Annotated in this window: 27 protein-coding genes and 1 pseudogene; 14 read left to right on the top strand and 14 right to left on the bottom strand. The window is 72.7% G+C overall.

The features are described from left to right. The first annotated feature begins 216 nt into the window (after window positions 1-216). The 3 genes from ACFCV8_RS03565 to ACFCV8_RS03555 all read left to right on the top strand — a co-directional run bounded on the left by ACFCV8_RS03565 (window position 217) and on the right by ACFCV8_RS03555 (window position 3,861). The gene (locus tag ACFCV8_RS03565; protein ID WP_376683591.1) at window positions 217-1,461 is read left to right on the top strand and encodes an Ig-like domain-containing protein; all 1,245 of its coding nucleotides are present in this window, start codon (window positions 217-219) and stop codon (window positions 1,459-1,461) included. Between the two features lie 213 nt (window positions 1,462-1,674). Next, window positions 1,675-3,126 carry an ABC transporter permease gene (locus ACFCV8_RS03560; RefSeq protein ID WP_376683590.1) on the top strand — a complete coding sequence of 484 codons (1,452 nt, stop codon included), beginning with the start codon at window positions 1,675-1,677 and terminating at the stop codon, window positions 3,124-3,126. A gap of 51 nt (window positions 3,127-3,177) precedes the next feature. Then, on the top strand, window positions 3,178-3,861 hold the full coding sequence (locus ACFCV8_RS03555; RefSeq protein ID WP_376683589.1) for an ABC transporter ATP-binding protein: 684 nt from the start codon (window positions 3,178-3,180) through the stop codon (window positions 3,859-3,861). A 98-nt stretch (window positions 3,862-3,959) separates the two neighbouring features. On the opposite strand, the gene ACFCV8_RS03550 is transcribed toward ACFCV8_RS03555, so the two are convergent. Next, complete coding sequence (locus ACFCV8_RS03550; protein ID WP_376683588.1) at window positions 3,960-4,568, bottom strand: RDD family protein; 609 nt, start codon at window positions 4,566-4,568, stop codon at window positions 3,960-3,962. A gap of 49 nt (window positions 4,569-4,617) precedes the next feature. On the opposite strand from ACFCV8_RS03550, the gene ACFCV8_RS03545 reads away from it, so the two are divergent. Then, entirely contained in the window at window positions 4,618-5,130 is a 513-nt protein-coding gene (locus ACFCV8_RS03545) for a hypothetical protein (RefSeq protein WP_376683587.1), read from the top strand. A 109-nt stretch (window positions 5,131-5,239) separates the two neighbouring features. Here the strand turns inward: ACFCV8_RS03545 and ACFCV8_RS03540 are convergent, their stop codons facing one another. From ACFCV8_RS03540 to ACFCV8_RS03530, 3 genes are all read right to left on the bottom strand, one after another. Continuing rightward, entirely contained in the window at window positions 5,240-5,830 is a 591-nt protein-coding gene (locus tag ACFCV8_RS03540) for a hypothetical protein (RefSeq protein ID WP_376683586.1), read from the bottom strand. Then, entirely contained in the window at window positions 5,827-6,204 is a 378-nt protein-coding gene (locus ACFCV8_RS03535) for a PadR family transcriptional regulator (protein ID WP_376683585.1), read from the bottom strand. Before ACFCV8_RS03535 ends, ACFCV8_RS03540 begins: the two co-directional genes overlap by 4 nt. Before the next feature lie 154 nt (window positions 6,205-6,358). After that, on the bottom strand, window positions 6,359-7,993 hold the full coding sequence (locus tag ACFCV8_RS03530) for a hypothetical protein (RefSeq protein WP_376683584.1): 1,635 nt from the start codon (window positions 7,991-7,993) through the stop codon (window positions 6,359-6,361). Between the two features lie 124 nt (window positions 7,994-8,117). Here ACFCV8_RS03530 and ACFCV8_RS03525 point away from each other — a divergent pair, with 124 nt between their 5' ends. Continuing rightward, on the top strand, window positions 8,118-8,297 hold the full coding sequence (locus tag ACFCV8_RS03525) for a hypothetical protein (RefSeq protein ID WP_376683583.1): 180 nt from the start codon (window positions 8,118-8,120) through the stop codon (window positions 8,295-8,297). Between the two features lie 208 nt (window positions 8,298-8,505). Further along, window positions 8,506-9,885 carry an NADP-specific glutamate dehydrogenase gene (gene gdhA, locus ACFCV8_RS03520; RefSeq protein ID WP_376683582.1) on the top strand — a complete coding sequence of 460 codons (1,380 nt, stop codon included), beginning with the start codon at window positions 8,506-8,508 and terminating at the stop codon, window positions 9,883-9,885. 97 nt (window positions 9,886-9,982) lie between these two features. Here the strand turns inward: gdhA and ACFCV8_RS03515 are convergent, their stop codons facing one another. Next, entirely contained in the window at window positions 9,983-10,378 is a 396-nt protein-coding gene (locus tag ACFCV8_RS03515; protein ID WP_376683581.1) for a YrdB family protein, read from the bottom strand. Window positions 10,379-10,518: 140 nt separating this feature from the next. Further along, window positions 10,519-10,956, bottom strand: a complete 438-nt coding sequence (locus ACFCV8_RS03510) for a peptidase inhibitor family I36 protein (protein ID WP_376683580.1) — start codon at window positions 10,954-10,956, stop codon at window positions 10,519-10,521. Window positions 10,957-11,692: 736 nt separating this feature from the next. On the opposite strand from ACFCV8_RS03510, the pseudogene ACFCV8_RS03505 reads away from it, so the two are divergent. The 3 genes and pseudogenes from ACFCV8_RS03505 to ACFCV8_RS03495 all read left to right on the top strand — a co-directional run. Next, window positions 11,693-12,031, top strand: a pseudogene (locus ACFCV8_RS03505) (MarR family transcriptional regulator); the annotation flags it as partial. A gap of 241 nt (window positions 12,032-12,272) precedes the next feature. Further along, window positions 12,273-12,842 (top strand): hypothetical protein, encoded by a 570-nt coding sequence (locus tag ACFCV8_RS03500; RefSeq protein WP_376683579.1) that lies wholly within the window; start codon window positions 12,273-12,275, stop codon window positions 12,840-12,842. A gap of 19 nt (window positions 12,843-12,861) precedes the next feature. Next, window positions 12,862-13,110, top strand: a complete 249-nt coding sequence (locus tag ACFCV8_RS03495; RefSeq protein WP_376683595.1) for a tetratricopeptide repeat protein — start codon at window positions 12,862-12,864, stop codon at window positions 13,108-13,110. Window positions 13,111-13,130: 20 nt separating this feature from the next. Here ACFCV8_RS03495 and msrA read toward each other — a convergent pair whose 3' ends face one another. After that, window positions 13,131-13,796 carry a peptide-methionine (S)-S-oxide reductase MsrA gene (msrA, locus tag ACFCV8_RS03490; RefSeq protein WP_376683578.1) on the bottom strand — a complete coding sequence of 222 codons (666 nt, stop codon included), beginning with the start codon at window positions 13,794-13,796 and terminating at the stop codon, window positions 13,131-13,133. A 90-nt stretch (window positions 13,797-13,886) separates the two neighbouring features. Then, the gene (locus tag ACFCV8_RS03485; protein ID WP_376683577.1) at window positions 13,887-14,990 is read right to left on the bottom strand and encodes a hypothetical protein; all 1,104 of its coding nucleotides are present in this window, start codon (window positions 14,988-14,990) and stop codon (window positions 13,887-13,889) included. A gap of 68 nt (window positions 14,991-15,058) precedes the next feature. Between ACFCV8_RS03485 and ACFCV8_RS03480 the strand changes: the two genes are divergently transcribed. Beyond that, on the top strand, window positions 15,059-16,204 hold the full coding sequence (locus tag ACFCV8_RS03480) for a cystathionine gamma-synthase (protein WP_376683576.1): 1,146 nt from the start codon (window positions 15,059-15,061) through the stop codon (window positions 16,202-16,204). 99 nt (window positions 16,205-16,303) lie between these two features. Here the strand turns inward: ACFCV8_RS03480 and ACFCV8_RS03475 are convergent, their stop codons facing one another. The 3 genes from ACFCV8_RS03475 to ACFCV8_RS03465 all read right to left on the bottom strand — a co-directional run bounded on the left by ACFCV8_RS03475 (window position 16,304) and on the right by ACFCV8_RS03465 (window position 17,699). After that, window positions 16,304-16,552: a hypothetical protein gene (locus tag ACFCV8_RS03475; RefSeq protein ID WP_376683575.1), complete on the bottom strand. Its 249-nt coding sequence runs from the start codon at window positions 16,550-16,552 to the stop codon at window positions 16,304-16,306. After that, window positions 16,549-17,043: a sigma factor-like helix-turn-helix DNA-binding protein gene (locus tag ACFCV8_RS03470; RefSeq protein WP_376683574.1), complete on the bottom strand. Its 495-nt coding sequence runs from the start codon at window positions 17,041-17,043 to the stop codon at window positions 16,549-16,551. Before ACFCV8_RS03470 ends, ACFCV8_RS03475 begins: the two co-directional genes overlap by 4 nt. Window positions 17,044-17,192: 149 nt before the next feature. Beyond that, the gene (locus ACFCV8_RS03465) at window positions 17,193-17,699 is read right to left on the bottom strand and encodes a MarR family winged helix-turn-helix transcriptional regulator (protein WP_376683573.1); all 507 of its coding nucleotides are present in this window, start codon (window positions 17,697-17,699) and stop codon (window positions 17,193-17,195) included. Between the two features lie 177 nt (window positions 17,700-17,876). On the opposite strand from ACFCV8_RS03465, the gene ilvA reads away from it, so the two are divergent. After that, complete coding sequence (gene ilvA, locus ACFCV8_RS03460; protein WP_376683572.1) at window positions 17,877-19,106, top strand: threonine ammonia-lyase; 1,230 nt, start codon at window positions 17,877-17,879, stop codon at window positions 19,104-19,106. Window positions 19,107-19,317: 211 nt separating this feature from the next. Here ilvA and greA read toward each other — a convergent pair whose 3' ends face one another. Then, complete coding sequence (greA, locus tag ACFCV8_RS03455) at window positions 19,318-19,815, bottom strand: transcription elongation factor GreA (protein ID WP_352273436.1); 498 nt, start codon at window positions 19,813-19,815, stop codon at window positions 19,318-19,320. Between the two features lie 206 nt (window positions 19,816-20,021). Beyond that, a complete protein-coding gene (locus tag ACFCV8_RS03450; protein ID WP_376683571.1) occupies window positions 20,022-20,441 on the bottom strand; it encodes a DUF4307 domain-containing protein in 420 nt (139 codons plus the stop codon). Between the two features lie 110 nt (window positions 20,442-20,551). Between ACFCV8_RS03450 and mca the strand changes: the two genes are divergently transcribed. Then, on the top strand, window positions 20,552-21,433 hold the full coding sequence (mca, locus tag ACFCV8_RS03445; protein ID WP_376683570.1) for a mycothiol conjugate amidase Mca: 882 nt from the start codon (window positions 20,552-20,554) through the stop codon (window positions 21,431-21,433). A gap of 1 nt (window position 21,434) precedes the next feature. Further along, window positions 21,435-21,671, top strand: a complete 237-nt coding sequence (locus ACFCV8_RS03440) for a hypothetical protein (protein WP_376683569.1) — start codon at window positions 21,435-21,437, stop codon at window positions 21,669-21,671. Between the two features lie 151 nt (window positions 21,672-21,822). On the opposite strand, the gene ACFCV8_RS03435 is transcribed toward ACFCV8_RS03440, so the two are convergent. Beyond that, window positions 21,823-25,083 (bottom strand): tetratricopeptide repeat protein, encoded by a 3,261-nt coding sequence (locus ACFCV8_RS03435; RefSeq protein ID WP_376683568.1) that lies wholly within the window; start codon window positions 25,081-25,083, stop codon window positions 21,823-21,825. A gap of 146 nt (window positions 25,084-25,229) precedes the next feature. Between ACFCV8_RS03435 and ACFCV8_RS03430 the strand changes: the two genes are divergently transcribed. Then, window positions 25,230-25,820, top strand: coding sequence for a TetR/AcrR family transcriptional regulator (locus ACFCV8_RS03430; RefSeq protein WP_376683567.1), 591 nt, complete (start codon window positions 25,230-25,232; stop codon window positions 25,818-25,820). The last annotated feature ends 13 nt before the right edge of the window (window positions 25,821-25,833 follow it).

Raw genomic sequence — 25,833 nt, 5'->3', positions numbered from 1 at the left:
CTTCGTACGCGGGCCGGGGCCGGGGCCGTTCCGTACGCCGGTCGCCCGCGGGTGACCGGCATCGGGAACCGCCGCGGTCGCGGATGCGTCGATGAGTGTTGTTCCCCACATCTTTCGTGGATGTGGAACGGAGGACGCTGCCCACGGGTTCTAGGACCATTGACGGGTTTCGCCGGTGCGGCGGCTCCGCTCGGGGTTTTTGGGGATTCGGCAACGATGGAGAAGCGTGTGATGACGGACAGCAAGCGGCGCAGAGGCCTGATGGTCGCGTCCGCAGTGCTCGGCGGCGTTCTGGTACTCACTGCCTGCAACGATGACGGGGGCAGCGCCGACGGCTCGAATCAGTCACAGGCCGCCGAGGTCGACAAGGCCGCGGCCCAGGACGCGTCCGAGGCCCAGATAACGATCGCGCCCAAGAACGGCGCGACGAACGCGAGCATCAACAACGACGCCAAGGTCACGGTCGCCAAGGGCACGCTCACCCAGGTCTCCATGACCAGCTCCGCGGGTGGCGAGGTCAAGGGCACGCTCGCCGCCGACGGCAAGAGCTGGAAGCCGGACGTCCAGCTGGAGCGCTCGACCACGTACAAGATCAACGCCGCGGCGAAGGACTCCAAGGGCCGCGAGGCGCACGAGAACACCTCCTTCACCACCGTCTCGCCCGCCAACAGCTTCATCGGGAACTTCACCCCCGAGGACGGCTCCACGGTCGGCGTCGGAATGCCGGTCTCGATCAACTTCAACAAGGCGATCACGAACAAGAAGGCCGTCCAGTCCGGGATCACCGTGACCTCCAGCAGCGGCCAGCAGGTCGTCGGTCACTGGTTCAACGCCCAGCGCCTGGACCTGCGCCCCGAGAACTACTGGCAGGGCGGCTCCACCGTCACGCTGAAGCTGGCGCTGGACGGTGTCGAGGGTGCGGACGGCGTCTTCGGTGTCCAGCAGAAGACGGTCACCTTCAAGGTCGGCCGCAACCAGGTCTCGACCGTCGACGCCAAGACGAAGATGATGACCGTCACCCAGGACGGCAAGACGATCAAGACCATCCCGATCTCCTCCGGTTCCCCGGACAACCCCACGTACAACGGGCAGATGGTGATCTCCGAGAAGTTCAAGGAGACCCGGATGAACGGTGACACCGTCGGCTTCGGCGGCGAGTACGACATCAAGGACGTGCCGCACGCCATGCGGCTGTCCACCTCGGGCACCTTCATCCACGGCAACTACTGGGGTTCGCGCTCGATCTTCGGCAGCGCCAACACCAGCCACGGCTGTGTCGGCCTCGCCGACGTGAAGGGCGCGGGCGACGCCAACCAGCCCGCCGCCTGGTTCTACAACAACTCCCTCATCGGCGACGTGGTCATCGTCAAGAACTCCCCGGACAAGACCATCACCCCCGACAACGGCCTCAACGGCTGGAACATGAGCTGGGCGCAGTGGACGGCGGGCTCCGAGGCCTGATCCCCTCCCGGCCCCGCGCGCACCCCGCCCGGTCCGCGCACCCTGCCGGTCCCGCGCCCCTTGCGGCGCGGCCCGAATCCCGTACGGAGGCGGCGGCGCCCCGGATCCCTTCCCGGATCCGCGGCACCGCCGCCTCCGGCGTGTGCGCGGCTTCTCACCCGGCTCTCATCGCGGCCTTATCCCACCATCACGGGCTCTCCCTAGCCTCGCGCCATGTTCTTCACCTATCTCCGGCGCGAGCTGCGCCGGCGCAGAAAGGCGGCGCTGGTCGTCGCCTCGGGGCTGGCGCTCGGCATCGCGCTGGTCATCGTCGTCAGCTCCGTCTCCACCGGCATGGGCCGGGCCCAGGACAAGGTCCTGGAGTCGCTGTACGGCCTCGGCACCGACATGACGGTCACCAAGGCGGCCGCCGCTCCCGGGTCGGGCGGCACCGACCGGCCCAGGTTCGAGTTTGACGCCAAGGGCGACGACGAGACGCAGAGCAGTGACCGGGTCATGGTCCGGGGCTTCCAGACACTGGCCGCGTCCACCGTCGCCGAGGTCGGCGGGCAGAGCGGGGTCGCCGACGCCGTGGGCGGGCTCGGCCTCGAGGTGATGAAGGTCGACGGCCGGTTCCGGCGCGGCGAGTTCAAGCAGCAGGAGGGCACGGCCCAGGGCGTCCCGGGCGGCCCCGGGGGCGGCGGCGGGATGCCGCAGGGCGAGGTCCGGGGCGGCGGGGCCTCCTTCGACGTCAACTCCTTCTCGGTGTACGGCACCGACGTCACCGCGCAGGGCCTGGGCCCGCTCACCTCCTCGAAGATCACCGAGGGCCGTACGTTCAGGGCGTCCGAGACCGACGCGAAGGTGGCCGTCGTCGACGCCTCGTACGCCAAGGAGAAGAAGCTCGCGGTCGGCGGGACCGTCACCGTCCACGGCACGAAGTTCACGATCGTCGGCGTCGCGACCGCCGACAGCGGTGACGCCGCGGCCGACCTCTACGTACCGCTGAAGCAGGCGCAGACCCTCGCCGACGCGAAGGGCAAGATCAGCACGATCTATGTGAAGGCCACGGACTCGCAGCGGATCGACGCGGTCAAGTCCGGCATCCGGAAGAACGTCCCGGGCACGACCGTCACCACCTCGGCGGACCTCGCGGACACCGTCTCGGGCTCCCTGTCCACCGCGTCCGACCTGGCGACGGGCGTCGGCAAGTGGCTCTCGATCGCGGTCCTGGCCGCCGCCTTCCTGGTGGCCGGTCTGCTGACCTCCTCGGCGGTCAGCCGCCGGGTGCGGGAGTTCGGCACGCTGAAGGCGCTCGGCTGGAAGAGCGGCCGGGTCACCCGTCAGGTGGTGGGCGAGGCCCTGGTCAACGGGCTGCTGGGCGGCGTCATCGGTATCGCCGCGGGCCTCGCGGGGGCCTGGATCGTGACGGCGGTCAGTCCCACGCTCACCGCGCAGCTCGGCGCGTCCGGCGGTGCGGGGGGCGGATTCGGCGGCGGCCGGGGGATGGGCGGGCCCGGCGGCGCGTCCCGGACCCTCGACATCGCGCTGACCGCACCCGTCTCGCTCTCCGTCATCCTCACCGCCGTCGCGCTGGCCGTGGCGGGCGGGCTGATCGCCGGGGCCTTCGGCGGCTGGCGGGCCTCCCGGCTCCGCCCGGCCGACGCACTGCGCCGCGTCGAGTGACCGGACCGTCGCCGATCACCAACCGCATTCATTCCAGCAGGAGTTGAACCCATGTACACACTCAGGGACGTCACCAAGCGCTATACGCGCGGCAAGTCCACCGTCGACGCGCTCGCCGGTGTCGACCTGACCATCGAGGACGGTGGCCGGCTGGTCATCCAGGGCCCCACCGGCGGCGGCAAGTCCACCCTGCTCCAGATGCTCGGCGGGCTCGACCGCCCCACGAGCGGCAGCATTGAACTCGACGGCGTCGACCTCGCCCGGCTCGGCGAGGCCAAGCTGACCCGGGTGCGGGCGCAGACCATCGGCTTCGTCTTCCAGAGCTTCAACCTGATCCCGACGCTCACCGCCCAGGAGAACGTCGAGACCGCGCTCGTACCGCTCGGCGTCCGGGCCGCCGAGCGCCGCCGCCGGGCCGCCGAGGCGCTGGACTCGGTCGGCCTGGGCGAACGGCTGGGACACCTGCCCGGCGAGATGTCCGGGGGACAGCAGCAGCGCGTGGCGATCGCCCGCGCCCTGGTCAAGCAGCCCAAGGTGCTGCTCGCCGACGAACCGACCGGCAACCTCGACGAGTCGATGCGCGACGAGATCATGGAGGTGCTGGAAACGATGTGGAAGGAGCACGGCCTGACCTTCGTCATGGTCACCCACGACAGCGCCCTCGCCAAGCGCGCACCGCGCCTGGCGACCATCCGCAAGGGCCGGGTCACCATCACGGAGAACGCGGCGGCCTGACGGGGAGGTCGGCCGGTACGGGGACGGGGTGCCGGGGATCGGGCGCAGGGGGTGCGGGGCGGGCGCCGTGGGGCGGGGCGCGGGGTGCGGGTCGGGGCTCAGCGGTACGCGGCGGTCGTGGCGCGGTGGGCGGCGAGGTCCTTGCGGCGGACCTGCCGCACGCCCAGCGGGTCGGCGCGCCCGAGTACGTTGCGACCGGCGGTTCCGGTCCCGGCCCCGGCCCCGGCCCCGGTCCCGGCCCCGGTCGTGGCTCCCGTCCGGGCTCCGTTCCCCGGCGCGGAAGCGGCGAACAACGAGCGGACCCCGTACCAGGGTTGCAGCAGCACCCAGCACAGCCCGTACAGCCAGCGCCGCGCCAGCGTCCACGGACCAGGGCGCCCGGCGTCGGCCATCCTGACCACCCGTATCCCCATGAGCAGCTTGCCCGCGCCCGCCCCGGCGAGCGCGGTGAGCACCACATGGTTGAGGAAGGAGAACGCGAGCGCCGGCCCGAGCAGCAGGCCGGCCGCCTCGACGGCCGTTGCCGCGTCCATGTGCGGCCGGGCCAGCAGGGCGGCGGTGACCAGGCAGAGGTAGCAGTCGAGGCCGACGGCGAGATAGCGCCGCATCTCGCCCACGCGCGGCGGCACGCGCGACGCGGTGTACCGCCCGGCCCCGGGCGGCCCGGGAGGATTCCCGTAACGCCCCTCACCCCGTGAATTCGTCATGGTCGAATCATGGCCGAAGATCCGCCGGAAACCCCTTACCCTCGCATCCATGACCGCCGCCGTCACCGCCATGATCACCGCAGTAGTCGGAGTGCTCGGCACGCTCCTCGCCCCGGCGCTGTCCCAGCGACTGACGGCGCGTCAGCGTGCGGAGGAGGCCCGGCTCTCCGGCGAACAGCGGCGGTTCGACGAGCGGCGCGCCCAGTACACGGCGATGAACCGGGCGTCCCGGCAGTTCCACACGCTCCTGAAGGACGCCCTGCACCGCATCCGCGACGGCGTCTACACCGAGCAGGAGCGCACCCAGCTCGAAGAGGCCCGCCTGGACCACCGCGACCGCTACGCCGAGGCCCAGATGATCGTCCCGGAGCGGATACTGCAGGCATCCCGGGAGGTGAACCAGGTCCTCGCCGGTGCGGACGCCGCGGTCAAGCGCCTGGACCGGGGCGTGGCCCGGGAGGGCGAGAGCGTCGAGCAGGCCCTCACCGACCTGAAGGCGGCCGACACCCGGCTCTCCGTCCTGCGCCGGCTGATGCGCAACGACCTCGGCGTCACCGACTAGCCGCCCGAACGGCGCACCTGGAGCCAGGGGTCGCCGCAGTCGTCCGCGACAACTGCCCCTGTCATGAAGGGAGTTCACGGCAGAGGCGGCGGAGTCTGCCGGCAGGGCCCTACCGGGCGGTGTCGGAGGCGGTGCCCTTCTTCCTCCTCCGCGCATCGGCGGCGGCGTACGACAGTTCGGGAAGGAACAGCACCGGGGCCGCCCACAGCGGCACGGTGACGAGTGCCTCGCCGCCGCCCAGCCACCGGGTGAGGAGTGCCACGGCCACGGCGGTGACGAGGGCGACCGCCGCATGCCTGACGGTCCCCAGGCTGCCGCGCCGCAGCTCCCAGACGACCGTGACCGCCACGACGACGGCCCAGAAGGCGGCGTCGTCGCCGCCCACGGTCCGTTCGGTGGACCACCGGAACAGGCACATGACCAGGATCAGCCCGCCGATCGCGGCGCAGGCCCTGGCCGCCGCGCGCAGCAGCCGGTGGGTGAACGGGGCGCGGGCCCGCGCCCAGGACGCGGCGAACTTCCTGACGTCGTCGCCCACGACGTCCCGGGGGGTGCGGCCCGCGGCCGTCGCGTCCTCCAGATGGGCGGAGAGCTCGTCGAGCATCTCCCGGACGGATCCGTCGTCGATGCCCCGGTACTCCCAGTTGCTGCGGCAGACCGCGAGTATCCGCTGCTCCGTCATGGCGTGCTGGTTCGTCATGATTCGCTTTCCCCCGTGAGTTCGGTGCCGGTCAGGATCTGTCCCACCTGCCCGCTGAAGGCGCGCCACACGGCCCGGCCGTTCGTCAGCTCGGCGCGTCCCGCGTCGGTCAGGCGGTAGTACTTGCGCGGGGCGCCACCGCTGGCCGACGGAGCGCGGTACGACGAGATGGCCCCGTCCCGCTCCAGTCGGGAGAGCAGTGGATAGATGCTGCCCTCGCTCACGAGATCGAGCCCGTTGTCGGCGAGTGCCGCAACGAACTCGAAGCCGTAGCGCGGCCGTTCGGCGATCAGCGACAGCAGGCACAGGTCGAGCACTCCACGCAGCAACTGGCTGCGGCGCTGGTCGCCGATGGCGGACGGCTCCTTTGTCATGCGGTACAAGATAGTCAGCCATTGCCATGCGCCGCAAGACACTTGTGGTGCATGGCAATGCGCGGCCCCTGTGCCCACGGCAGGTCCTCGTCACGGGCCGGACCCCGGCGCGATCGGCCGGACAGTCCCCGGAACGCGCCCCGTCCCCGGTGTTTCAGCAGCCCCCGAACGGCCGGAGCCGGTACGGCGCGTCCAGCCGGTACTCCCCGCCCCGCCACACCGTCAGCCGCGTCCACCCGCCCTCCGCCCGCAGGCACCCGCCACCGCCCGCCCGCAGCCACGGCGAATAGGCGATCCGCACCGTCACCGACCCGGCGGCGGGCATCCGCACCACCAGTGACGCGTCGTCCCCGCGTACGGCCGTGCCCGGCGCGGAGACCAGCGGCACCGCCCCGCGCACCCGGTAGACCAGCCACTCCGCGTCCCGCCACACCGGCTCCAGCCGTCCGGCGCCGCGCCGGACGAGCGCCGCCTCCGCCTCGGCCGGGCCGTCCGGCCTGCCGTTGTGCAGCACCACCAGGCCCACCGCCCACCGCTCCAGCCAGGCCCGGTACGCGGCCGGGGCCGGCTCCCCCTCGTAGAAGAGCCGCCCGCGCTCCACGTCCAGCTGCCGGTTCCAGCCGCGTGCCATGTTCACGTACGGGGCCAGCAGCGCGGCCTCGCGGTGGTCGCGGGCCGGCACGACCTCCACCCGGGTCCGCCCGGCGCCCAGCCGGCGCAGCGCGGCGACCACGCCGTCGGCGTGCTCCGCCCAGGCGGGCACCGCCGTGGAGACGCGCAGATCGTCGCCGGTCCTGTCGACCAGCCACCCGGAGGTGAACACCAGCACCCCGGCGAGCACCACCGCCCGTGCCCGCGTCCGCGCCCCTCGCGAAGGCACCGCCGACCCCAGCGCCGCGAGCAGCACGGGCGGACCCGCCACCCCCACCAGCCGTTCCACGTTCGTGCCGATCGGCGAGGCGATCAGAAAGGCCAGGACCACCCCGGCCGCGTACACCGCCCCCGCGCGCCGGACCACCCCGAACCGGCCCCCGCGCGGCCCCGCCCACCACAGCGCCGCACAGGCCACCAGCGGCACCCACAGCCTGCCCGCCGCCATCGGCTGCTCACCGGTGAACGGGAACACCACCGTGGTGAAGGCCACCAGCACGAACGGCACCACCACCAGCGCCGCCGCCCGGCGCCACCGCCCACCCAGCCCGTACGCCGCACCCGCCACCACCAGGAACAGCCCCGCCACCGGGCTCGCCGCCGTCGCCACCCCCGCCCACCCCGCCGCGAGGCCCGCACGACGCCGTACGTACAACAGCGCGACCAGCCCGAACGCGACGCCCACCGCGAACGTGGTCCGCCCGGACGCCGTGTTGCAGCAGAGCGTCAGCGAGCCGCCCACCGCCACCGAGACCGGCCACCGCACCCCGCCCCGCACGCAGAGCCGCCCCAGCGCCCACGCCCCGCCGACCCCCGCCGCCACAGCCACCGTCCGCACCCCGAACGCGGCCATCAGGTGCGGGGTCAGCAGGCTGTAGTTGGCCGGGTGCGCCCCTCCGTACCAGGAGAGGTTGTACGCGGACCCCGGATGCCGCGCGGCGAAACCGGCCCAGGCCAGCTGCGCCGCCAGATCGCCGCCCCCGGTCGCCAGCGCCAGTGCCCACAGCAGGTGGAGCGGCAGGGCGACGAGCACCGCGATCCCCGGCACCCGCCACCGGTCCGCGGCCCACCACCGTCCGCCGGTTCCGGCCGCCCCGGTCACGGGGGTGCGGGTGCCGGTGCCCTCGGTGATCGCCACTCGCAGAACCTAGGCCGCGGCAGGGGTACAGCCTGCTACACCACGGCCTCGGGTGGCTGCTCCATTCCTGGGCATCGTCCGAACGGAGCAGGATGAGGACCACACCACGACACGGAGGAATCCCATGAAGGTCCTGCTCTGGCTCGTCCTTCTCGGCGCGATCGCCGGGAACGTCTCGCTCAACCTGATGGAGGACAGCGGCCTGCACATCGCGCTGAGCGTCGTCTCCGGCGTGATCGTCCTCGCCTCCGGAGCGGGCCTGTGGATGCTGCGCGGCGGGCGCGACGGGGAGGCCCACGGTTAGGAACCGGTCCACCAGGGGAGATGCCCTTGCACGGATGCCGGGGGTAGCTGGGAGAATCGGTCCGCCACAACGGTTCAGTACGTCGCTTCCGTGAGCCGCAGAGCGTGCGATGTCGAGCGACGCCCTCAATGGGGAGGGGGACCGCTGACACCTCCCGGGACGGGGGTGTCTTCGCGCGCCATGCCCATCGACGGAAGGTCTTGACCTGATGCAGGCCACCCCTGATTCCGTAACCCCGTACGCCGGCGAGAACCGCCTCATCGAGAAGCTGTACGGAGAGGTTCTCCGCCGCAACCAGGGCGAGAGAGAGTTCCACCAGGCCGTCCGTGAGGTCCTGGAGACCCTCGGCCCGGTCCTCGCGCAGCGTCCGGAGTTCGTGGACGCCCGGATCATCGAGCGCGTCTGCGAGCCGGAGCGCCAGCTGATCTTCCGGGTGCCGTGGTCGGACGACTCCGGCGACATCCACGTCAACCGCGGCTTCCGGGTCGAGTTCAGCAGCTCGCTCGGCCCGTACAAGGGCGGGCTGCGCTTCCACCCCTCGGTCAACCTCGGCATCGTGAAGTTCCTCGGCTTCGAGCAGATCTTCAAGAACGCGCTCACCGGCATGCCCATCGGCGGCGGCAAGGGCGGCGCGGACTTCGATCCCAAGGGCCGTTCCGATGCCGAGATCATGCGTTTCTGCCAGTCGTTCATGACCGAGCTCCACCGCCACCTCGGCGAGTACACCGATGTGCCCGCCGGTGACATCGGCGTCGGCGGCCGGGAGATCGGCTACCTCTTCGGCCAGTACAAGCGGATCACCAACCGGTACGAGTCCGGCGTCCTCACCGGCAAGGGCCTCGGCTGGGGCGGCGCCCAGGCGCGTACCGAGGCGACCGGCTACGGCTGCGTCCTGTTCACCGCCGAAATGCTCCGCAGCCGGGGCGAGTCCCTCGACGGCCAGCGGATCGCCGTCTCGGGTTCGGGCAACGTCGCGATCTACGCGATCGAGAAGGCCCAGCAGCTCGGCGCGACCGTGGTGACCTGCTCCGACTCCAACGGCTACGTCGTCGACGAGAAGGGCATCGACCTGGCCCTCCTCAAGGAGATCAAGGAGACGGGCCGCGGCCGGATCTCCGAGTACGCGGAGCGTCGGGGCAGCCAGGTGAAGTACGTCGCCGGAACGGGCGTCTGGAACGTTCCCGTCGACGTGGCACTGCCCTGCGCCACCCAGAACGAGCTGCACGAGGCCGACGCCGTGGCCCTGGTGGGCAACGGGGTGAAGGCGGTCGCCGAGGGTGCCAACATGCCGACCACCCCGGAGGCCGTGCGCGTCCTCCAGGAGGCGGGCGTGGCCTTCGCCCCGGGCAAGGCGGCCAACGCGGGCGGGGTGGCCACCAGCGCCCTGGAGATGCAGCAGAACGCCTCCCGCGACTCGTGGAGCTTCGCCCACACGGAGGAGCGCCTCGCGGAGATCATGCGTCACATCCACGACTCCTGCTACACCACGGCGGAGCGCTACGGCAGCCCCGGCAACTACGTGGTCGGCGCGAACATCGCCGGCTTCGAACTGGTCGCGGACGCGATGCTGGCCCAGGGCCTGATCTGACCCGACCCGGCACCTTCTGAACGCCCCCGGGCCCGGCCGCAGCCGCACGCGACCGGGCCCGGGGCGTCCCGGTCGCGGGTACGGGGCGGCGCGCGGGTCAGGCGAGATACCCGGTCCGCCGCCGGAAGGTCTCCGCCACCCCCGTGTTCACGACCACCACCACGGCGAAGCACACCGCCGCCGCCGAATGCCCCACGGCGTGCACCGCGTACGCCCCGCCCCCGAGCACCACCGCCTTGACCAGCAGTACTCCTGCCAACGGTGGCCGGAACCGGGCCCTGGGCGCGGCGAACAGCCCCCAGACGACGGCGGCGGCCGCCGGAGCCCCGGCCCCCAGCAGTACCCGGGCCACCACCCCGTCCCCGGCGACCGCACCCCACCAGGCCAGCGCACCCAGCGCCGCCAACTCGACGAGGAACGCCAGGATCTCGTTGGCCGTGTACCAGGGCCGCCCTGCCAGTGCGGTGGGAACGCCACGCTCTCCGCTTGTCATGGCCTCATCCTCGCCGATGGAGGACGCGCAGGTCACCGCATATGCGGCGGCAGATGTCACGGCAGATGTCACGGCACATGTCATGGCCGTGGCCACCACCCGCTGAGGGGTGGCGGCCACGGCCCGGAATGCTCTGACGGCTACGCCCAGGCGACGAAGTCGACCGTGTCGTTCGTCTGCGGCGGCTCCTGAAGGGACTGGTGCGGGAAGAGCGGGCGGACGGTGTCGGTGTCCGCGTCGACGAGGAGGGCGAGGTGGTCGGTGTTGTTCACCCACGACGAGACCTCATTGGCCGCGCTGGGCCCGTGGACACCGCCGCTCATGGGCAGGGTGTGCAGGTCGACGGGGTAGCCGGCGCCGATGCCGTAGGCCGGGCCCCGGTTGTTGTAGTCGCGGTACAGGCAGAGCGTGGCGGGCGGGCACGGCTCGCTGTCCTGGAGCTTGACCACGCCGGGCGGCAGATAGGTGGCGGCGGCGTTGGCGCTCGCGGAACCGGGCAGCAGCGCGATGGCCACAGCGGCGATCGCCGAGGCGGCGGCGCGAGCGATTCTTCCGGGGCGCGGGAAACGGGTCGTCATTCTCTCGTCTCTCCAAGGGACTGGCCGCCCGGCAGCGCCGGGCGCGCAGAGGAACGGGCCGACCCCGGCGGCGAACACCGGCCGGGGCGGCGGAAACCGTGGGAATCCACGGTGGGTGTCTCCACCTGCGACAGAAGTTACGGTCCGTATATCAATAGGTACTGTAGGTCGTCATATTGGCGTGTCTGTCACGCCGACTCCTGAGGTGACCGCCCCGCACTGGCCCTGACCAGCGCGAATGCCGAGATGTGGCACCTCCTCGCCGCCTCTGCGGGGCGCGGGCCGAACCTGTCGCTGTACCCGACCGGTCGTATCGCGAACAGTGCGGGTGCGGTGAGTGGGGGCCGTCGGGCGTGGCCCTCCCCGAGGGGCCCCGTTCGCCGGCTGCCGCCCGAATCCCGAATCCCGAATCCCGGGGCTCGGGCCGCGCGTCCCGGAGGGGGCGTTCACCCTTTCGTGCGCACGGGGTGGACGTGAGGCCGGGGCTTGAGCTTCGGGGCCCGGTCCCCGGGTTCCGAGGTTCGAGCGGCTTGTGTCAACCGGGGGGCTATGAGGGGTGGTTGGGGATACCTCCCCGCCTCCCTGACCTGTCGTGGCCAGCAAGTATGACCAGTGGTGATCGAGTTGCGGCGCAGAGTTGTGGCCGCTTGCGGTGCGAACGAAACGACCCCGGCACAGTGTTAGAGCACTGCCCGGGGTCTGGCCCCAAGATCGCACCCTCTGGAAAGACGATCCCGTGGTTGTTCCCGACCTTGGCCCTGACCTGCTGGCCCCCGCATCCTCGCGTCCGCATCCGAGGGCGAAGCCCGGTTACGGAAAGCGCTCCGTCGCGGAGCAAGGTCCGCCGCGTGCGGGCGACTTCGCGTTGCTGCCGGTGCGGGAGCGCCATATCGCCGGGTACGTCGACGCGTTGCCGGAGGGGGCCGCGATGGACATCAAGTCGCTGGCCAGGAGCCAGCCGTTGTTCGGGCGGATGGCGGTGGGCAGTGCGCTGCGGGCCCTGGGGGTGGCCGGTCATCTGCGTCATGTCCGCTGTCCGGGCGCCGAGGACGGCCAAGTGCGGTGGGTGACGAGGCCCGGAGCTCTTCCTGATCCTCACGCGCGACCGGGCGTGGTCGCCGGGCAGGTGGGGGCGGTGGGCGTTGCGTACGCTTGGTTCGCGGCTGCCGCTCGACAGTAGCTCCTGAGGTCCGAGGATCGAGGGCCTTCGAGGATGAAGACAGGGCTGAACACGGTGCCGCCCGCAGGGTTGTCGGTCTTCCCGTGTGCGGCCACCATTGACCGACTCTCACCGACCGCGTTGAGGAACCGATCAGTTGACTCCGTATTCCCTCGCGTTCTACATGGACGTGATCACCTCCGGAACCGTCCTCGGAGCCGGGCCGATGGACAGCCCCGATCAGGTCACCGCGATCCTGGGCGACGACTTCGCCGAGACCTCCCTCGGCCACCACACCATGTGGCGCGACTACGGGATGGCCGAATTCTTCTGGTGCCGTTCATCGCGCGAAGAGCCCTGGGCCGGGCACCACTTCACCCTTCAGGTGCATCGGCTCTCGCTGGGCGGTGGCACGGTCAACCGGGAGATCCGCGAGCGGTACGGCCGCTTCGCCCGCCACCTGCGCTTCGACTCAATGGAACGCCTGATGGCCAGGCGCGGAGTGCACCTGGAGAACGTCCCGGATTCCAACGCTCCGGCCTACAGCCTGCACTGGCAACCGGCCTCCCAGGTGTCCGTCCTGGTGTTCCGGTCCCATGAGCCGGGCGAACGCCGACGCGGGGATGCCCGCCTCGGTGACGTACACACCATCGCCTCGTCGATGACGGCCCAGCAGGTGGCCTGGTACCGGACGCGCTACGGCCTTCGCCTACGAGCGCGCGGGTGACGCCGAGCGTTCCGTCCCCCTGCACGAAGCCACGCTGGCACAGCGCGAGCGAGTGCTCGGGGACACCCACCCCGACACGTTGATCAGCCGCGGCAACCTGGCCTACGCCTACGAGCGCGCGGGCGACGTGGCGCGGGCCGTCCCGCTGCTCGAAGCCGTGCTGGCCCGGCACGAACAGGAACTCGGCCGCACCCATCCCGACACGGTGATCTGCCGCGACAACCTCGCGAGGGCGAGGGCGGCTCTGGAAGGAGAGCCGCCCTCGTGAGAACCGCGCGGGCCCGTCCCCTACCCCTCCGCCGGGGCCACCCCGATCGGGCAGGACAGGCCCGTGCCGCCGATGCCGCAGTAGCCCGCCGGGTTCTTGTCGAGGTACTGCTGGTGGAACGGCTCCGCGGGCCACAGGGGGCGGCCCTCGGCCGGGAGAATCTCCGTGGTGATCGTGGCGTGACCGGCGGCCGTGAGGACCTTCTGGTACGCGTCGCGGGAGGCGAGCGCGGCGGCGTGCTGCTCGGGGGAGTGGGTGTGGATCGCCGAGCGGTACTGGGTGCCCACGTCATTGCCCTGGCGGAAGCCCTGGGTCGGGTCGTGCGACTCCCAGAACAGCTTCAGCAGCTGCGCGTACGACACGGCCTTCGGGTCGAAGACCACGCGGACCGCCTCCGTGTGACCGGTCAGGCCCGAGCAGACCTCCTCGTACGAGGGGTTCTCGGTGTAGCCGCCCTGGTAACCGGCGAGGGTCGTCCACACGCCGTCCGTCTGCCAGAACTTGCGCTCGGCGCCCCAGAAGCAGCCCAGCGCGAAGTCCGCGACCTCCAGGCCCTCGGGGTACGGGCCCAGCAGCGGGTTGCCGAGCACCGTGTGGCGGGACGGGACGGCGAATTCGGGGACGGGGCGGCCCTTCAGGGCCTCCTCGCGGGTGGGGAGCTGCGGGGTGCGGCGGTGCGGGAACATGCGGGGGCTCCTCATGAGGGTCGGTCTGCGGTCTCTACAACGTGGCGGGGGCGCGGAGGATTCCGGCCGGGCGACCCGGCCGGGCACCGCCTACCGGGGGAGCGTCGCCGCGTTGCCGCCGTTCGCCTCGTAACCGGCCACCGCCAGCGCCCGGTAGACCGCGTACTCGGCGGCCGGGTCCGGGTCCTGCGTCCACGGCAGCGCGCCCACATGGCCGTCGATGCGGACGAGCTGGTTCATCGCCTCCGCCCAGCGCTCCATCCGGACCAGGAACAGGACCAGCAGATGACGCACGTGCGCGAGCATCGGATCGCCCTGCCGCGCCGCGTGCACCGCGAACAGCGCGCCCTCGACCGCCTTGGTCACCACCGCGCCCCGGTAGAAGCCCTGCACCAGATTGACCTCGGGCAGGTGCTCGTACACCGCGAACAGGGGCAGCGCCGCCAGCAGCGAGCCCTGCGGGGCACGGGCGGCGGCCGCGGTGGCGAACCGGTCGGCGGCCTCGCGCGAGCCGTGCCACTTCTCGCACCAGTAGTGCAGCGCCGCGATGTGCGCGCCCATGTGCGCCGGGGCCCGGTCGATCACCTTCGCCCAGAGCCGGTCGAACTCCTCGGGGGAGTAACCCAGCCCGCGCCCCACCGCCAGCTCCACGATGTACGGGATCGGGTCGCCGGGAGCCAGCAGGGCCGCCTCACCGCAGACCGTACGGGCCTCCTCCAGGATGATCCGGAAGTCGTCCGTCCCCGCCGTCGACGAACGCCACGCCTGCTGCACCAGGAACTCGGCGTGCACCGCCGCGCCGCCCGCGTCCTTCGGCGCCTCGGCCCGCCACGTACGCAGCCAGGACCCGCCGACACCGGGCTGCCGCGCCAGCTCCAGCGAGGCCGCGCCGGCGAAGGCCTGCACCCGCTGCCACCGCACCTCGCCCTCCTTGGGCGTACCGGCCAGCAGCTGAGAGGCCGCCCGCCAGTCCTGGGTGCGCTGCACGACATCGAGCACGTCCAGAAGATCCTGGTCCGGCCCCGGCAGACGGACGTCCAGCTCCTCCTGACGGACGAAGCCGTACGACTCCGGATCGGCGGCGTCCGGCGATCCGGGCACGACCTGACGGATTCCGCCCCGGCGGCGCATGACGAAGGGGCCGACGACCGCGGCGAGCATGCACAGGGCGATCAGGAACCAGAGAATCTCCATGCACCCATTGTCACCGGACGGCCGGGTAGCCCTGTGAGCGCCCTCACGACGAACTACGCTCGGACCCCATGAGCGATCAGCACAGCTTCGAAACCCTCGCGATCCACGCGGGCAACACCGCCGACCCCCTGACCGGGGCCGTTGTTCCCCCGATCTACCAGGTGTCCACGTACAAGCAGGACGGCGTGGGCGGGCTGCGCGGCGGCTACGAGTACAGCCGCAGCGCCAACCCGACCCGTACCGCCCTGGAGGAGAACCTCGCGGCCCTGGAGGGCGGCCGTCGCGGCCTCGCCTTCGCCTCCGGCCTCGCCGCCGAGGACTGCCTGCTCCGTACGCTGCTGTCCCCCGGCGACCACGTGGTCATCCCCAACGACGCCTACGGCGGCACGTTCCGCCTGTTCGCCAAGGTCGTCTCGCGGTGGGGGGTGGAGTTCTCCGTCGCCGACACCTCGGACGTGGCGGCCGTCCGGGCGGCCGTCACCCCGCGCACCAAGGCGATCTGGGTGGAGACCCCGTCCAACCCGCTGCTCGGCATCACCGACATCGCCGCGGTCGCCGGAGTGGCCCGCGCCGCCGGGGCGCGCCTCGTCGTCGACAACACCTTCGCCAGCCCCTACCTCCAGCAGCCCCTGGCGCTGGGTGCCGACGTGGTGGTGCACTCCACCACCAAGTACATGGGCGGCCACTCGGACGTCGTCGGCGGCGCGCTGATCACCGATGACGCCGACCTGGCCGAGGAGTTGGCGTACCACCAGAACGCGATGGGCGCGGTCGCCGGGCCCTTCGACGCCTGGCTGGTGCTGCGCGGCATCAAGACCCTCGCCGTCCGCATGGACCGGCACAGCGAGAACGCCACCAAGGTCGCCGACCTGCTGACCCGGCACCCCAAGGTGACCCAGGTCCTCTACCCGGGCCTGCCCGAGCACCCGGGCCACGAGATCGCCGCCAAGCAGATGAAGGCGTTCGGCGGCATGGTGTCGTTCCGGGTCCAGGGCGGCGAGGAGGCGGCCGTCGAGGTCTGCAACCGGGCCAAGCTGTTCACCCTCGGCGAGTCGCTGGGCGGTGTCGAGTCGCTGGTGGAGCACCCGGGCCGGATGACGCACGCCTCGGCGGCGGGCTCCCCGCTGGAGGTCCCGGCCGACCTCGTACGGGTGTCCGTCGGCATCGAGAACGCCGACGACCTGCTCGCCGACCTGACGCAGGCGCTCGGCTAGGACAGGTCCGGCCCCGGCCTGCCGGACACGGTCCGGGGCCCGGGAACGTCCGCTTCCGGACAGGCTGTCCTTTGAACAGGGGCAGCCCGTCCGGCAGGCTCACCAGCCGTCCAGCGGGGTCGTCTCGGACGGCGGCACCTCCCAGGGGTGCGTGCGCGACGCCCAGACCGTGAACGCCAGCACGGCCACGCACGCCACCAGCACCATCAGTCGGCGGACGGCCAGCCGCCGCCGCAGCGACCGGCGGCCGCGCTCCACCGCCCGCCGCCCCAGCTCCACGGGCACCTGCGGATGCGGGCCGTCCAGCATCCGCCGGACCTGTTCCTCCCGGTCACCGGTCCGGCTCACCGCACCACCCCCGGACGGCCGGGCAGACCCCGCCGCGCCGTGGGCCGCCGGGTGCCGCGCATCGTGGCCACCGAGCGGTTGCAGACCGCCCGGACCCGCTCCACCGGCATCCCGAGCAGCGCCGCGGTCTGCTCCTCCGCGACCCCCTCGTACAGCCGCAGCACCAGCACCAGGCGTTCCAGCGGCGTCAGCACCTGCAGCAGCCCGCCGCGCGGCCGGTGATGGCGCCACACCTCGCGGGAGAACCGGGAGGCCAGCTCGCGTCGGGTCCGGTCGTACGGATCCTCGCCGCGCAGCCGCTCCCACCGCGCGTACGTACGCGCCAGGGCAGCCGTCAGCAGCCGCTGGGCCCGCGGGTTGGCGCCCGGGGGCCGCATCGGCTCGGCGGTCAGCAGCGTGGCGGTGTGCAGCAGGCGGCCGGCCGCGCCCCCGACGAAGGTCTCGAACTCCTGGGCGCGGCGCCGCTCCCGGCCCGTCTGACGCTCCTGCACAGTCCACATCCGAGCCCGCTGCGGGGCCCGGGGTCAAGAGGCGTGCAACGTCCGGAAGCGGTCGCGTCCCCTCCGCCGACGGGCCGACGAGCCGACGAGTCGGCGGGCCGGACACCGGACGGGTCCGGCGCCGACGCGTTCCGCCGTCGTCAGCCGGCCGGCTGCGCCTGGTGCGCCTGGTGGGAGGCCTGCCGGGCGGCCAGTGAGGCGTTGAACCGGGTGAGCAGCGTGCAGAACGTGTCCCGCTCCTCGTCCGTCCAGTCGCCCGTCACCTGCGTCATCAGCTCGCGCCGGGAGCCGCGGACCTCGTCGAGCCGGGCCTGGCCGCGCGGCGACAGCTGGAGCACGACGGCCCGGCCGTCCTCCGGATGCGAGGTGCGCTTGACGAGACCGGTGTCGACGAGCGGCGCGACCTGCCGGGTCACGGTCGAGGAATCGATCCCCATGCCCGCGGCGAGCGCCTTGACGCCCATCGGGCCTTCCCGGTCCAGCCGGTTGAGCAGCAGATACGCGGCCCGGTCCATGGAGTTGCGCACCTGGCCGACACCGCCCAGGCGGGTCTGTTCGGCACGGCGGGCGAATACCGCGACCTGGTGCTGCAGGGCGTCGAGTACGCGATCGGAACCCGAGGGTTCGGGGGCGTCCTGAGTGGTCATGGCCGGGAGCTCTCTCCGTGCGGTGTCGGGTGGGTGGGGGACAGAGTACGCGGCCACCGGGCAACGCGTACCAGTGCTGCACAAACCTGCGGACAACGGTTCAGGAGGGCGCCGGACCCGGCGGGGGCGCCCGGGCCGGCCGTCCGGAAGGGGCGCCCGGGCTGCGAGACTTGCGGTATGAACCTCCGCACGACCGGCCCCGTTCCCCCGGTGATCCTCGACGACGTCCTGGGGGCGCAGAAGATGCTGTCCGGGGTGGCCAGGACGACCGCCATGGAAGGCAGCCGCCATCTCGGCGAGCTGGTCGGCGCACCCGTCCACCTCAAGTGCGAGAACCTCCAGCGGACCGGCTCGTTCAAGCTGCGCGGCGCCTACGTACGGATCGCGGGACTGTCCCCGGTGGAGCGGGCGGCCGGGGTCGTCGCCGCGAGCGCGGGGAACCACGCGCAGGGCGTCGCCCTCGCCTCCTCGCTGCTCGGCGTGGAGTCCACGGTCTTCATGCCGCTCGGCGCGCCGCTGCCGAAGGTGGCCGCCACCCGCCAGTACGGGGCACGGGTCGAGCTGCACGGGCAGGTCGTCGACGAGACGCTGGCCGCCGCGCAGGAGTACTCCCGGCGGACCGGCGCGGTCCTCATCCACCCCTTCGACCACCCGGACATCATCGCCGGACAGGGCACGGTGGGCCTGGAGATCCTCGAACAGTGCCCCGAGGTGCGGACCATCGTCGTGGGTATCGGCGGCGGCGGTCTGGCGGCGGGCATCGCCGTGGCCGTCAAGGCGCTGCGGCCCGACGTACGGATCGTCGGAGTGCAGGCGGCGGGCTCGGCCTGCTACCCGCCCTCGCTGGCCGCGGGCCACCCGGTGGCCATCGACGCGCCGCACACCATGGCCGACGGCATCAAGGTGGGCCGCCCCGGCGACGTACCGTTCGAGCTGGTCAGGGACCTGGTCGACGAGGTGCGCACGGTCTCCGAGGACGAGCTGTCCAGCGCGCTGCTGCTCTGCCTGGAGCGGGCGAAGCTGGTGGTGGAGCCCGCCGGGGCGAGCCCGGTCGCGGCCCTGCTGAGCGACCCCGGGGCGTTCGCCGGGCCGGTGGTCGCGGTGCTCTCCGGCGGCAACGTCGACCCGCTGCTCATGCAGCGCGTCCTGACCCACGGCATGGTGGCGGCCAGCCGCTACCTGAGTCTGCGGCTGCGGCTGGCCGACCGCCCCGGCGCGCTGGCCACGCTGCTGTCCGTGCTCTCCGCGGCCGACGCGAACGTCCTCGACATCGGCCACGTACGGACCGACCCCCGGCTAGGGCTCACCGAGGTCGAGGTGGAGCTCCACCTGGAGACGAAGGGGCCCGAGCACTGCGCGGAGGTCACGGGGGCGCTGCGCGGAGCGGGGTATCTGGCGGTGGACTGAGCACGACGACCCGTACGCGATCCCCCTGCACAGGCCCTCCGCCGCCCGCCGGTCGTTCCGACGGGGCCCCCGCACACACGGGCCGGTCGTTCCGACAGGGCCCGCACACACGGGCCGGTCGTTCCGACGGGCCCGCACACACACGGGAGCCCCCGGCCCGTACGCGCGCGTACGTCCGCCGGGGGCTCCCGTGTATCGGTGCGGGGGAGGGTCAGCCGGTGTACGGCTTCGCCGAAAGGATCTTCACCATGGCCATCCTGCCGTTCGGCAGCTCGTACTCGGCGTCGTCGCCCATGCGCTTGCCGTTCACGCCGGTGCCGAGCGGCGACTGCGGGGAGTACGTCTCGATGTCCGAGCTCGCGTACTCGCGGGAGGCCAGCAGGAAGGTCAGGGTGTCGTCCGGGTCGCCGTCGAAGGCGATCGTCACGACCATGCCGGGCTCGACCACGCCGTCGTCGGCCGGCGCCTCGCCGACCTTCGCGTGCTCCAGGAGCTGGGTCAGCTGGCGCACCCGGAGCTCCATCTTGCCCTGCTCCTCCTTGGCCGCGTGGTACCCGCCGTTCTCGCGCAGGTCGCCTTCCTCACGGGCCGCCGCGATCTTTACGGCGATCTCCGTGCGCGCGGGACCAGACAGGTACTCCAGCTCGGCCTTGAGCTGGTTGTACGCCTCCTGCGTGAGCCAGGTGACGTTTTCGCTGGTCTGGGTCACAGGGTGCTCCTCGTCGGTGCTGGGAATACAAAGCATCGCCCTACCCGTAAGCATGTGCCACGACGGGTGGGCGAAACCACGAGCCTAACAATTCCCCAGGAAAAGGGGGAGAAGGTAAAGCGTCCGGACCGTGTCCGCGCAGGTCAGGGCGGAAACGACCGTTCAGTCCGGGCGGACGCCGACCGGTACGCCGGCCGGGGCGCCGGTCAGTGCGACGCGGCCCCGCCGTCGGCCGTGCAGCCCACCAGCTCCACGCTGGTCGCCCTGGCCGTCGTACGCAGCGTGACGACCTGGTCGATCCGGTCGGTGCGCCGGTCGAAGCGGAAGTCCTTGCGGGCCACGTCGCTGCCGTCCTCGTGCTGGGCGCGCAGGGTGCAGTAGCCCTTGGCGTCCTTGTCCTTGCGCACTTCGAGGTGGACGTCGACGCGCTGGTCCGAGACGACCTGGCGCTTGATCACCTCGGCGCTGATGTCCTGGCCGGTGACGTAGTCGTAGCCGATCCACGCGATCACACCGAGGAACACGACGCCCAGCACCGAACCGACGATCTTGAGCTTGCGGTCCGCCCGCGCGTCGGCGGAGCGGCCGTAGCGGTTCTCCACAGGCGTCTCGCGCACCGCGGTCATGATCGTTCCTCCTGGAGCGGGATCCCCGTGCCGGGATCGAGGAATTTTCCATCCCCCGGTTCGGTCACTATAGAAGCCTGCCCACATGCCGAATCACTGAGGATCGAGTCTTGACCGAGCAGCTGCGTCTGATGGCCGTCCACGCCCACCCCGACGACGAGTCGAGCAAGGGCGCGGCCACCATGGCCAAGTATGTGTCCGAGGGGGTGGACGTGCTGGTGGTGACCTGCACGGGAGGCGAGCGCGGCTCCATCCTCAACCCGAAGCTCCAGGGCGACCCGTACATCGAGGAGAACATCCACGAGGTGCGCCGCAAGGAGATGGAGGAGGCCCGGGAGATCCTGGGCGTCGAGCAGGAGTGGCTCGGCTTCGTCGACTCCGGTCTGCCCGAGGGCGACCCGCTGCCCCCGCTGCCCGAGGGCTGCTTCGCGCTGGAGGACGAGCAGGTGGCCGCGGGCCGCCTCGTCCGCAGCATCCGTACGTTCCGGCCGCAGGCCATCACGACGTACGACGAGAACGGGGGGTACCCGCACCCCGACCACATCATGACCCACAAGATCACGATGATCGCCTTCGACGGCGCGGCGGACGCCGAGAAGTTCCCCGAGGCGGAGTTCGGCCCGGTCTGGCAGCCGAGCAAGCTCTACTACAACCAGGGCTTCAACCGGCCGCGCACGGTCGCGCTGCACGAGGCGCTGCTGGCCCGGGGCCTGGAGTCGCCGTACGGGGAGTGGCTGGAGCGCTGGAAGGAGTTCGGGCGCGACGAGCGCACGCTGACCACGCACGTCCCGTGCGCGGAGTTCTTCGAGATCCGCGACAAGGCGCTGATCGCGCACGCCACGCAGATCGACCCGGACGGCGGCTGGTTCCGCGTGCCGATGGACATCCAGAAGGAGGTCTGGCCGACCGAGGAGTACGAGCTGGCGAAGTCTCTCGTCGATACCTCCCTCCCCGAGAGCGACCTCTTCGCGGGCATCCGCGACAATGCCTGATATGTACGCGACCCAGGCACTGACCGATCTCGTTCCGCTTGCCGCTGAGCTCGACAAGAACAAGGTGACCCCCGGCGTTCTCGGCTTCATCGTCTTCGCGGCGCTCGCCGTGGGCGTGTGGCTGCTGATGAAGTCCATGAACCGGCACATGGGCAGGGTCGACTTCCAGGAGGCCCCGGACCCGGACGCGGTGCCGGCCGAGGCCGCCGCGGGGGCGGGCTCCGCCAAGGGGAAGTAGCGCCGAGCGGGCGGCCCCGGCACCGATGTCTTCCGGTGCCGGGGCCGTCCCGCGCGTCCTGCCGTCCCATACGCCCCCTCGCGCGCCGCCCCGGACCCCGTACGCAGCCCCCGGGCACGTCGTGGGTGCTCCTCCGGCGCTGTGCGCAGCCTCAGGCGCTGTACGCGGACGGGACCGGCACGCCCATGACGTCCCGGGCGTGGCGCGACGGCGTCATGCCCAGGCGCCAGGCCTGCCAGCCGTCCTCCAGGTCGACCCCGCGGTTCAGCACCACCGTGAAGGCCTCCGCGCAGTCGACCAGCTTGCCGTCGCGCGCCGGGTGCGCGGTCCGGAGCAGCTCCGCCAGCTCCTGCTGGGCCACCGCCGTGCCCACCTCGCTGCCGCCCGGCGACGCGTACGGCAGCAGCGTGCACCGCAGGAACCGGGCCCAGTCCGCGCCCCGCGCGTCCCCGTACGAGTCGAACAGCTCCACCGCCTCGCCGCACAGCTGGAGCGCCTGACCGGCCCGGTCGTTGCCCGCGTCGATCGACGCCAGCTCCAGGCACGTCCACGCCTCGCCGTGGGCGACCCCGATGCGCCGGAAATCGGCACGGGCGTCCACCAGGAGCTGGCGGGCGAAGCCGGAGTTGCGGAGGTTCCCGGTCCGGGCGGCCCGCTGGTCCCGGGTGACCCGGCCCGCGTGGTGGCGGGCGCACGCCAGCCCGTACCCGTCCCGCATCCGGGAGAACATCGTGCGGGCCCGCTCCAGCTGCCGGACCGCCCCGTCGGCGTCACCCTCCTCCTCCAGGGCCTGGCCCAGGTAGAACAGCGTCCACGCCTCACCGCGCGCGTCCTCGCTGTCCCGGTGCCGGGCCAGTGCCGCCTCCAGCCCCTCCACCGCCGCGGCCGGGTCGCCGTCCAGCAGCCGGGCGCGGGCCAGCTGGGTCAGCGCCCACGCCTCGCCCCGCTCGTCCCGGGTCCCGCCGTACAGCTCCAGCGCCTCGCGCAGCGCGTCCTCGGCCCGCTCCACCCGGCCCATCCGCAGCAGGGTCTGACCGAGCTGGAAACGGGTCCACGCCTCGCCGTGCAGCGACTCGCCCTCCTGGTGCAGCACCAGGGCCCCGTCCAGCAGGGTCAGCGCCTCGGTGATCCGGGCCCGGTCCCGCTCCACGGCCGCCAGCGCGTGCATCGACCACGCCCGGTCCTCCGCCTGCTCCTCGGAGGACTGGAGCCCGATCGCCTCCCGCAGCCGCGCCGACGCCTCGGTCAGGTCGCCCTGGTGGTGCAGGGTGATCCCGAGCGAGCAGAGAGCCAGCGCCGTGCCCGCGGCGTTCTCCGCCTCGCGGTAGAGGCCGACCACCGACGACAGGGTGGTGCGGGCCTTGTCCAGCTCACCGAGCTGCCGCGCCGCGATCCCGGTACGCCACTGCACCGACCGCTCCAGCAGCCCCTTGTCCACCGCCTGGGTCAGCTCGCTGATCTCGCCGAGCCGGTAGAGGTCGCCGCGCAGCAGGCAGTAGTCGCACAGCGCGCCCAGCAGATCCAGTACGGCGCGCTGGTCGACGCCCTCGGCGTGCCGCAGCGTGGAGGTGATGAAACTCGACTCGTGGTCCAGCCAGCCCAGGGCGGCGTCCAGCGAGTTGAATCCGTGCGAGCCGAACTGGCCGGCCCGGGTGGACATCTTGCCGTCCACCATGCGGATCACCGCACCGGCCAGGTCCGCGTAGTTACGGATCAGCCGCTCCTGCGCGGCGGTACGCTCCGCCGCCTCCTCCTCGTCCCGCAGCCGGGTCAGGGCGAAGGAGCGCACCAGGTCGTGCAGCCGGTAGCGCGAGCCCCGGACCCGGCTGAGCAGCCCGGCCCCGGCCAGCTCCGTCAGCAGCCGCTCGGCCTCCTGCTCGTCGGCGGCCAGCAGCGCCGCCGCCGCGGCGGTCCCGAGGCTCGCCCGCCCCGCCAGCGCGAGCCGGCGCAGCAGCCGCCGCGCCTGCTCGGACTGGTCGGTGTAGCGCAGCCACAAAGCCCGCTCCACCGGCGGGACCCGCTCGTACCCGGCGAGGTCCGCGGCAAGCGTGCCCGGGCTTCGCGTACCGAGGGAGGAGCCCGCGATCCGCAGCGCGAGCGGCAGCCCGCCGCACAGCCCGGCGACGGCCTCCGTCCCCCGCGAGTCGTACGGGCCCTGTTGCGGCGACCCGGCCGACCCGCGCAGCAGCTCCTCCGCACCCGCCGCGTCCAGCGGGCCGACCGGCAGCCGGTGCACCCGGGCCGGGAGGTCGGCGGGCAGTTCCAGCGGCTCGCGGGCGGTGACCAGCACCAGGCTGTCCGAACCCTCGGGCACCAGGGCGCACACCTGAGCCACGTCGGCGGCGTCGTCCAGCACCACCACCACGGGCGTGCCGGCCAGATGCTGGTCGTACAGCTCGCCCAGCCGCCGCACGTGCGCTTCCGCCGAACCCCGGGCCGCGGGGTCCGCGCCCGGCGTGCCGTCCCGGAAGAGCAGCTGCTCACGGGCGGCGCCCAGCCGGTTCAGCAGGTGCAGCAGCGCGTCCCGGGTCGGCAGTGGCCCCTCTCCGGCGCCGCCGCGGAGATCCACCACGCAGGCGCCGCGGAACAGGTCCTTCAGACTGTGCGCGGCCCGCACCGCGAGCGCGGTCCGCCCCGAACCGGGCGCACCGTGCAGGACGACGACGGTCGGCCTGGTCTCCGTCGACGCGCGGGCCTCGCGCACCCACCGCCCGATCTGCTCCAGCTCGCCGCGCCGCCCCGCGAACGGCCCCTCGGACTCGGGCAGATGGCCGAACGACTGCTCCAGCATCGCCCGGGTACGGGCCGCCGCACTGCGGTCCGCGCGGCGGCCCGGCGACGGGGCGGTCCGTGACTGCCGCGGAACCTGCCCGGCCTGGGCGCGCGAGGCGGCGGTGAGCATCCGCTGCTGGTCGAGGAAGGGGCGGATGCCGCGTACCTCCAGCGCCGCCAGCCACTGCAGCCTCAACTGCTCCGTCCCGCCCGGCTGCCCGAGCGCCCCGGCCCTGCGGTGGGCGGCGGGCCAGTGCGAGGCGGTGACCCGGGCGACGGTGGCGGTGGCCCCCGCGACCGCGACCACCGCACCCGCGCCGAGCGCCGGTCCCGCGTCCGTGCCGAACGCGAGGTCGGCGCCGAAGGCGGCGACCGCGGCAACCCCGGTGACCAGCAGGGGAGTTGCCAGAGCCGCCCGGTCGAGCCGCCCCGACAGCGGCCGCGCCCCGGCCTCCTCCGCGTCCAGCGCCCGCACGTACGCGGCGTACTCCTCCGCAGCCGCACCCGCCAGCTCGTCCAGCGCCTCCCGCCCGCGCGCCGTCAGCGCCCCGGCATCGGCCCGGCCGCCCGACCGCCGCACCTCCTCCTCGACGGCCCGCGCCAACAGCCCTTCGGCTTCGGTCCGATGGCTGTTCCGCATAGGTGTGCCCCCTTCGGATACGTCCATGTGCTCCTTGCCGCCGCCAGTCTTCCCGCAACGGTGCACGGACGCGAGGCACCGCACCGGGGAAGGCCGGGCGGGCCGTGCGGAGGGGGCGGGAACGGCTCGGCCGGTACGCTTTCGGGGTGACGGAGCAGACCGGGCAGGACGGGCGGCGGCCCGCGAACGACGGGCCGAGGGCAGCCGTCCGCAACCGGGCCGCGCTGGTCGCCGCCGCCCGTGAGATCTTCGCGGAGCACGGCCTGGAGGCACCCCTGTCCGCGATCGCGCGCAGGGCCGGGGTCGGGCAGGGCGTGCTCTACCGGCACTTCCCGGACCGGGCCGCCGCGGTGGCGGCGGTGCTGGAGGAGAACGTCCGGCAGATCGAGCGGGCGGCCGGGACCGCCGACATGGCCTTCGCGGACGTTCTCGGCGTGCTGACCTGGCACCTGATCGAGTCGTCGGCCTTCATCGGCCTGCTGCACACCGGCCGGCCGGCCGCCCGCTCCGACGTCCGCGCACATGCGGCGGGCCTGTCCGGGCGCGTGGAACGCGCGCTGCGGTGCCGGCTGCCCGGCGGCCACCGGCTGGGCGCCGGACAGGACCTGACGCTCGCGGTCGCCATGGTCTCCGCCGCGGTCACCGGTCCCATGCGCGAGGAGAGGGAGCTCCGGGCGCTGGCCGCCTGGCGGCTGCTCGGGGTCGAGGTGGGACGGGTGGCCTCCTTCGAGGGCTGAGCCGGGGCCGGGG

Source organism: Streptomyces sp. NPDC056347 (genome assembly GCF_042262625.1).
Taxonomy (GTDB): Bacteria; Actinomycetota; Actinomycetes; order Streptomycetales; family Streptomycetaceae; genus Streptomyces.
Note: the sequence above shows the minus strand (reverse complement) of the source record. Positions and strands in the feature narration are given on the sequence as shown.

Bases quoted from the DNA above. Each gene is read 5' to 3' on its own strand.
- ACFCV8_RS03525 (WP_376683583.1), top strand. From the start codon at position 8,118: ATGAAGGTCCTGCTCTGGCTCGTCCTTCTCGGCGCGATCGCCGGGAAC.
- ACFCV8_RS03510 (WP_376683580.1), bottom strand. From the start codon at position 10,956: ATGACGACCCGTTTCCCGCGCCCCGGAAGAATCGCTCGCGCCGCCGCC.
- ACFCV8_RS03555 (WP_376683589.1), top strand. From the start codon at position 3,178: ATGTACACACTCAGGGACGTCACCAAGCGCTATACGCGCGGCAAGTCC.
- ACFCV8_RS03515 (WP_376683581.1), bottom strand. From the start codon at position 10,378: ATGACAAGCGGAGAGCGTGGCGTTCCCACCGCACTGGCAGGGCGGCCC.
- ACFCV8_RS03450 (WP_376683571.1), bottom strand. From the start codon at position 20,441: ATGACCGCGGTGCGCGAGACGCCTGTGGAGAACCGCTACGGCCGCTCC.
- ACFCV8_RS03440 (WP_376683569.1), top strand. From the start codon at position 21,435: ATGTACGCGACCCAGGCACTGACCGATCTCGTTCCGCTTGCCGCTGAG.
- ACFCV8_RS03545 (WP_376683587.1), top strand. From the start codon at position 4,618: ATGACCGCCGCCGTCACCGCCATGATCACCGCAGTAGTCGGAGTGCTC.
- ACFCV8_RS03465 (WP_376683573.1), bottom strand. From the start codon at position 17,699: ATGACCACTCAGGACGCCCCCGAACCCTCGGGTTCCGATCGCGTACTC.
- ACFCV8_RS03485 (WP_376683577.1), bottom strand. From the start codon at position 14,990: ATGGAGATTCTCTGGTTCCTGATCGCCCTGTGCATGCTCGCCGCGGTC.
- msrA (WP_376683578.1), bottom strand. From the start codon at position 13,796: ATGTTCCCGCACCGCCGCACCCCGCAGCTCCCCACCCGCGAGGAGGCC.
- ACFCV8_RS03565 (WP_376683591.1), top strand. From the start codon at position 217: ATGGAGAAGCGTGTGATGACGGACAGCAAGCGGCGCAGAGGCCTGATG.
- ACFCV8_RS03535 (WP_376683585.1), bottom strand. From the start codon at position 6,204: ATGACAAAGGAGCCGTCCGCCATCGGCGACCAGCGCCGCAGCCAGTTG.
- ACFCV8_RS03560 (WP_376683590.1), top strand. From the start codon at position 1,675: ATGTTCTTCACCTATCTCCGGCGCGAGCTGCGCCGGCGCAGAAAGGCG.
- ACFCV8_RS03550 (WP_376683588.1), bottom strand. From the start codon at position 4,568: ATGACGAATTCACGGGGTGAGGGGCGTTACGGGAATCCTCCCGGGCCG.
- ilvA (WP_376683572.1), top strand. From the start codon at position 17,877: ATGAACCTCCGCACGACCGGCCCCGTTCCCCCGGTGATCCTCGACGAC.
- ACFCV8_RS03435 (WP_376683568.1), bottom strand. From the start codon at position 25,083: ATGCGGAACAGCCATCGGACCGAAGCCGAAGGGCTGTTGGCGCGGGCC.
- ACFCV8_RS03540 (WP_376683586.1), bottom strand. From the start codon at position 5,830: ATGACGAACCAGCACGCCATGACGGAGCAGCGGATACTCGCGGTCTGC.
- gdhA (WP_376683582.1), top strand. From the start codon at position 8,506: ATGCAGGCCACCCCTGATTCCGTAACCCCGTACGCCGGCGAGAACCGC.
- ACFCV8_RS03480 (WP_376683576.1), top strand. From the start codon at position 15,059: ATGAGCGATCAGCACAGCTTCGAAACCCTCGCGATCCACGCGGGCAAC.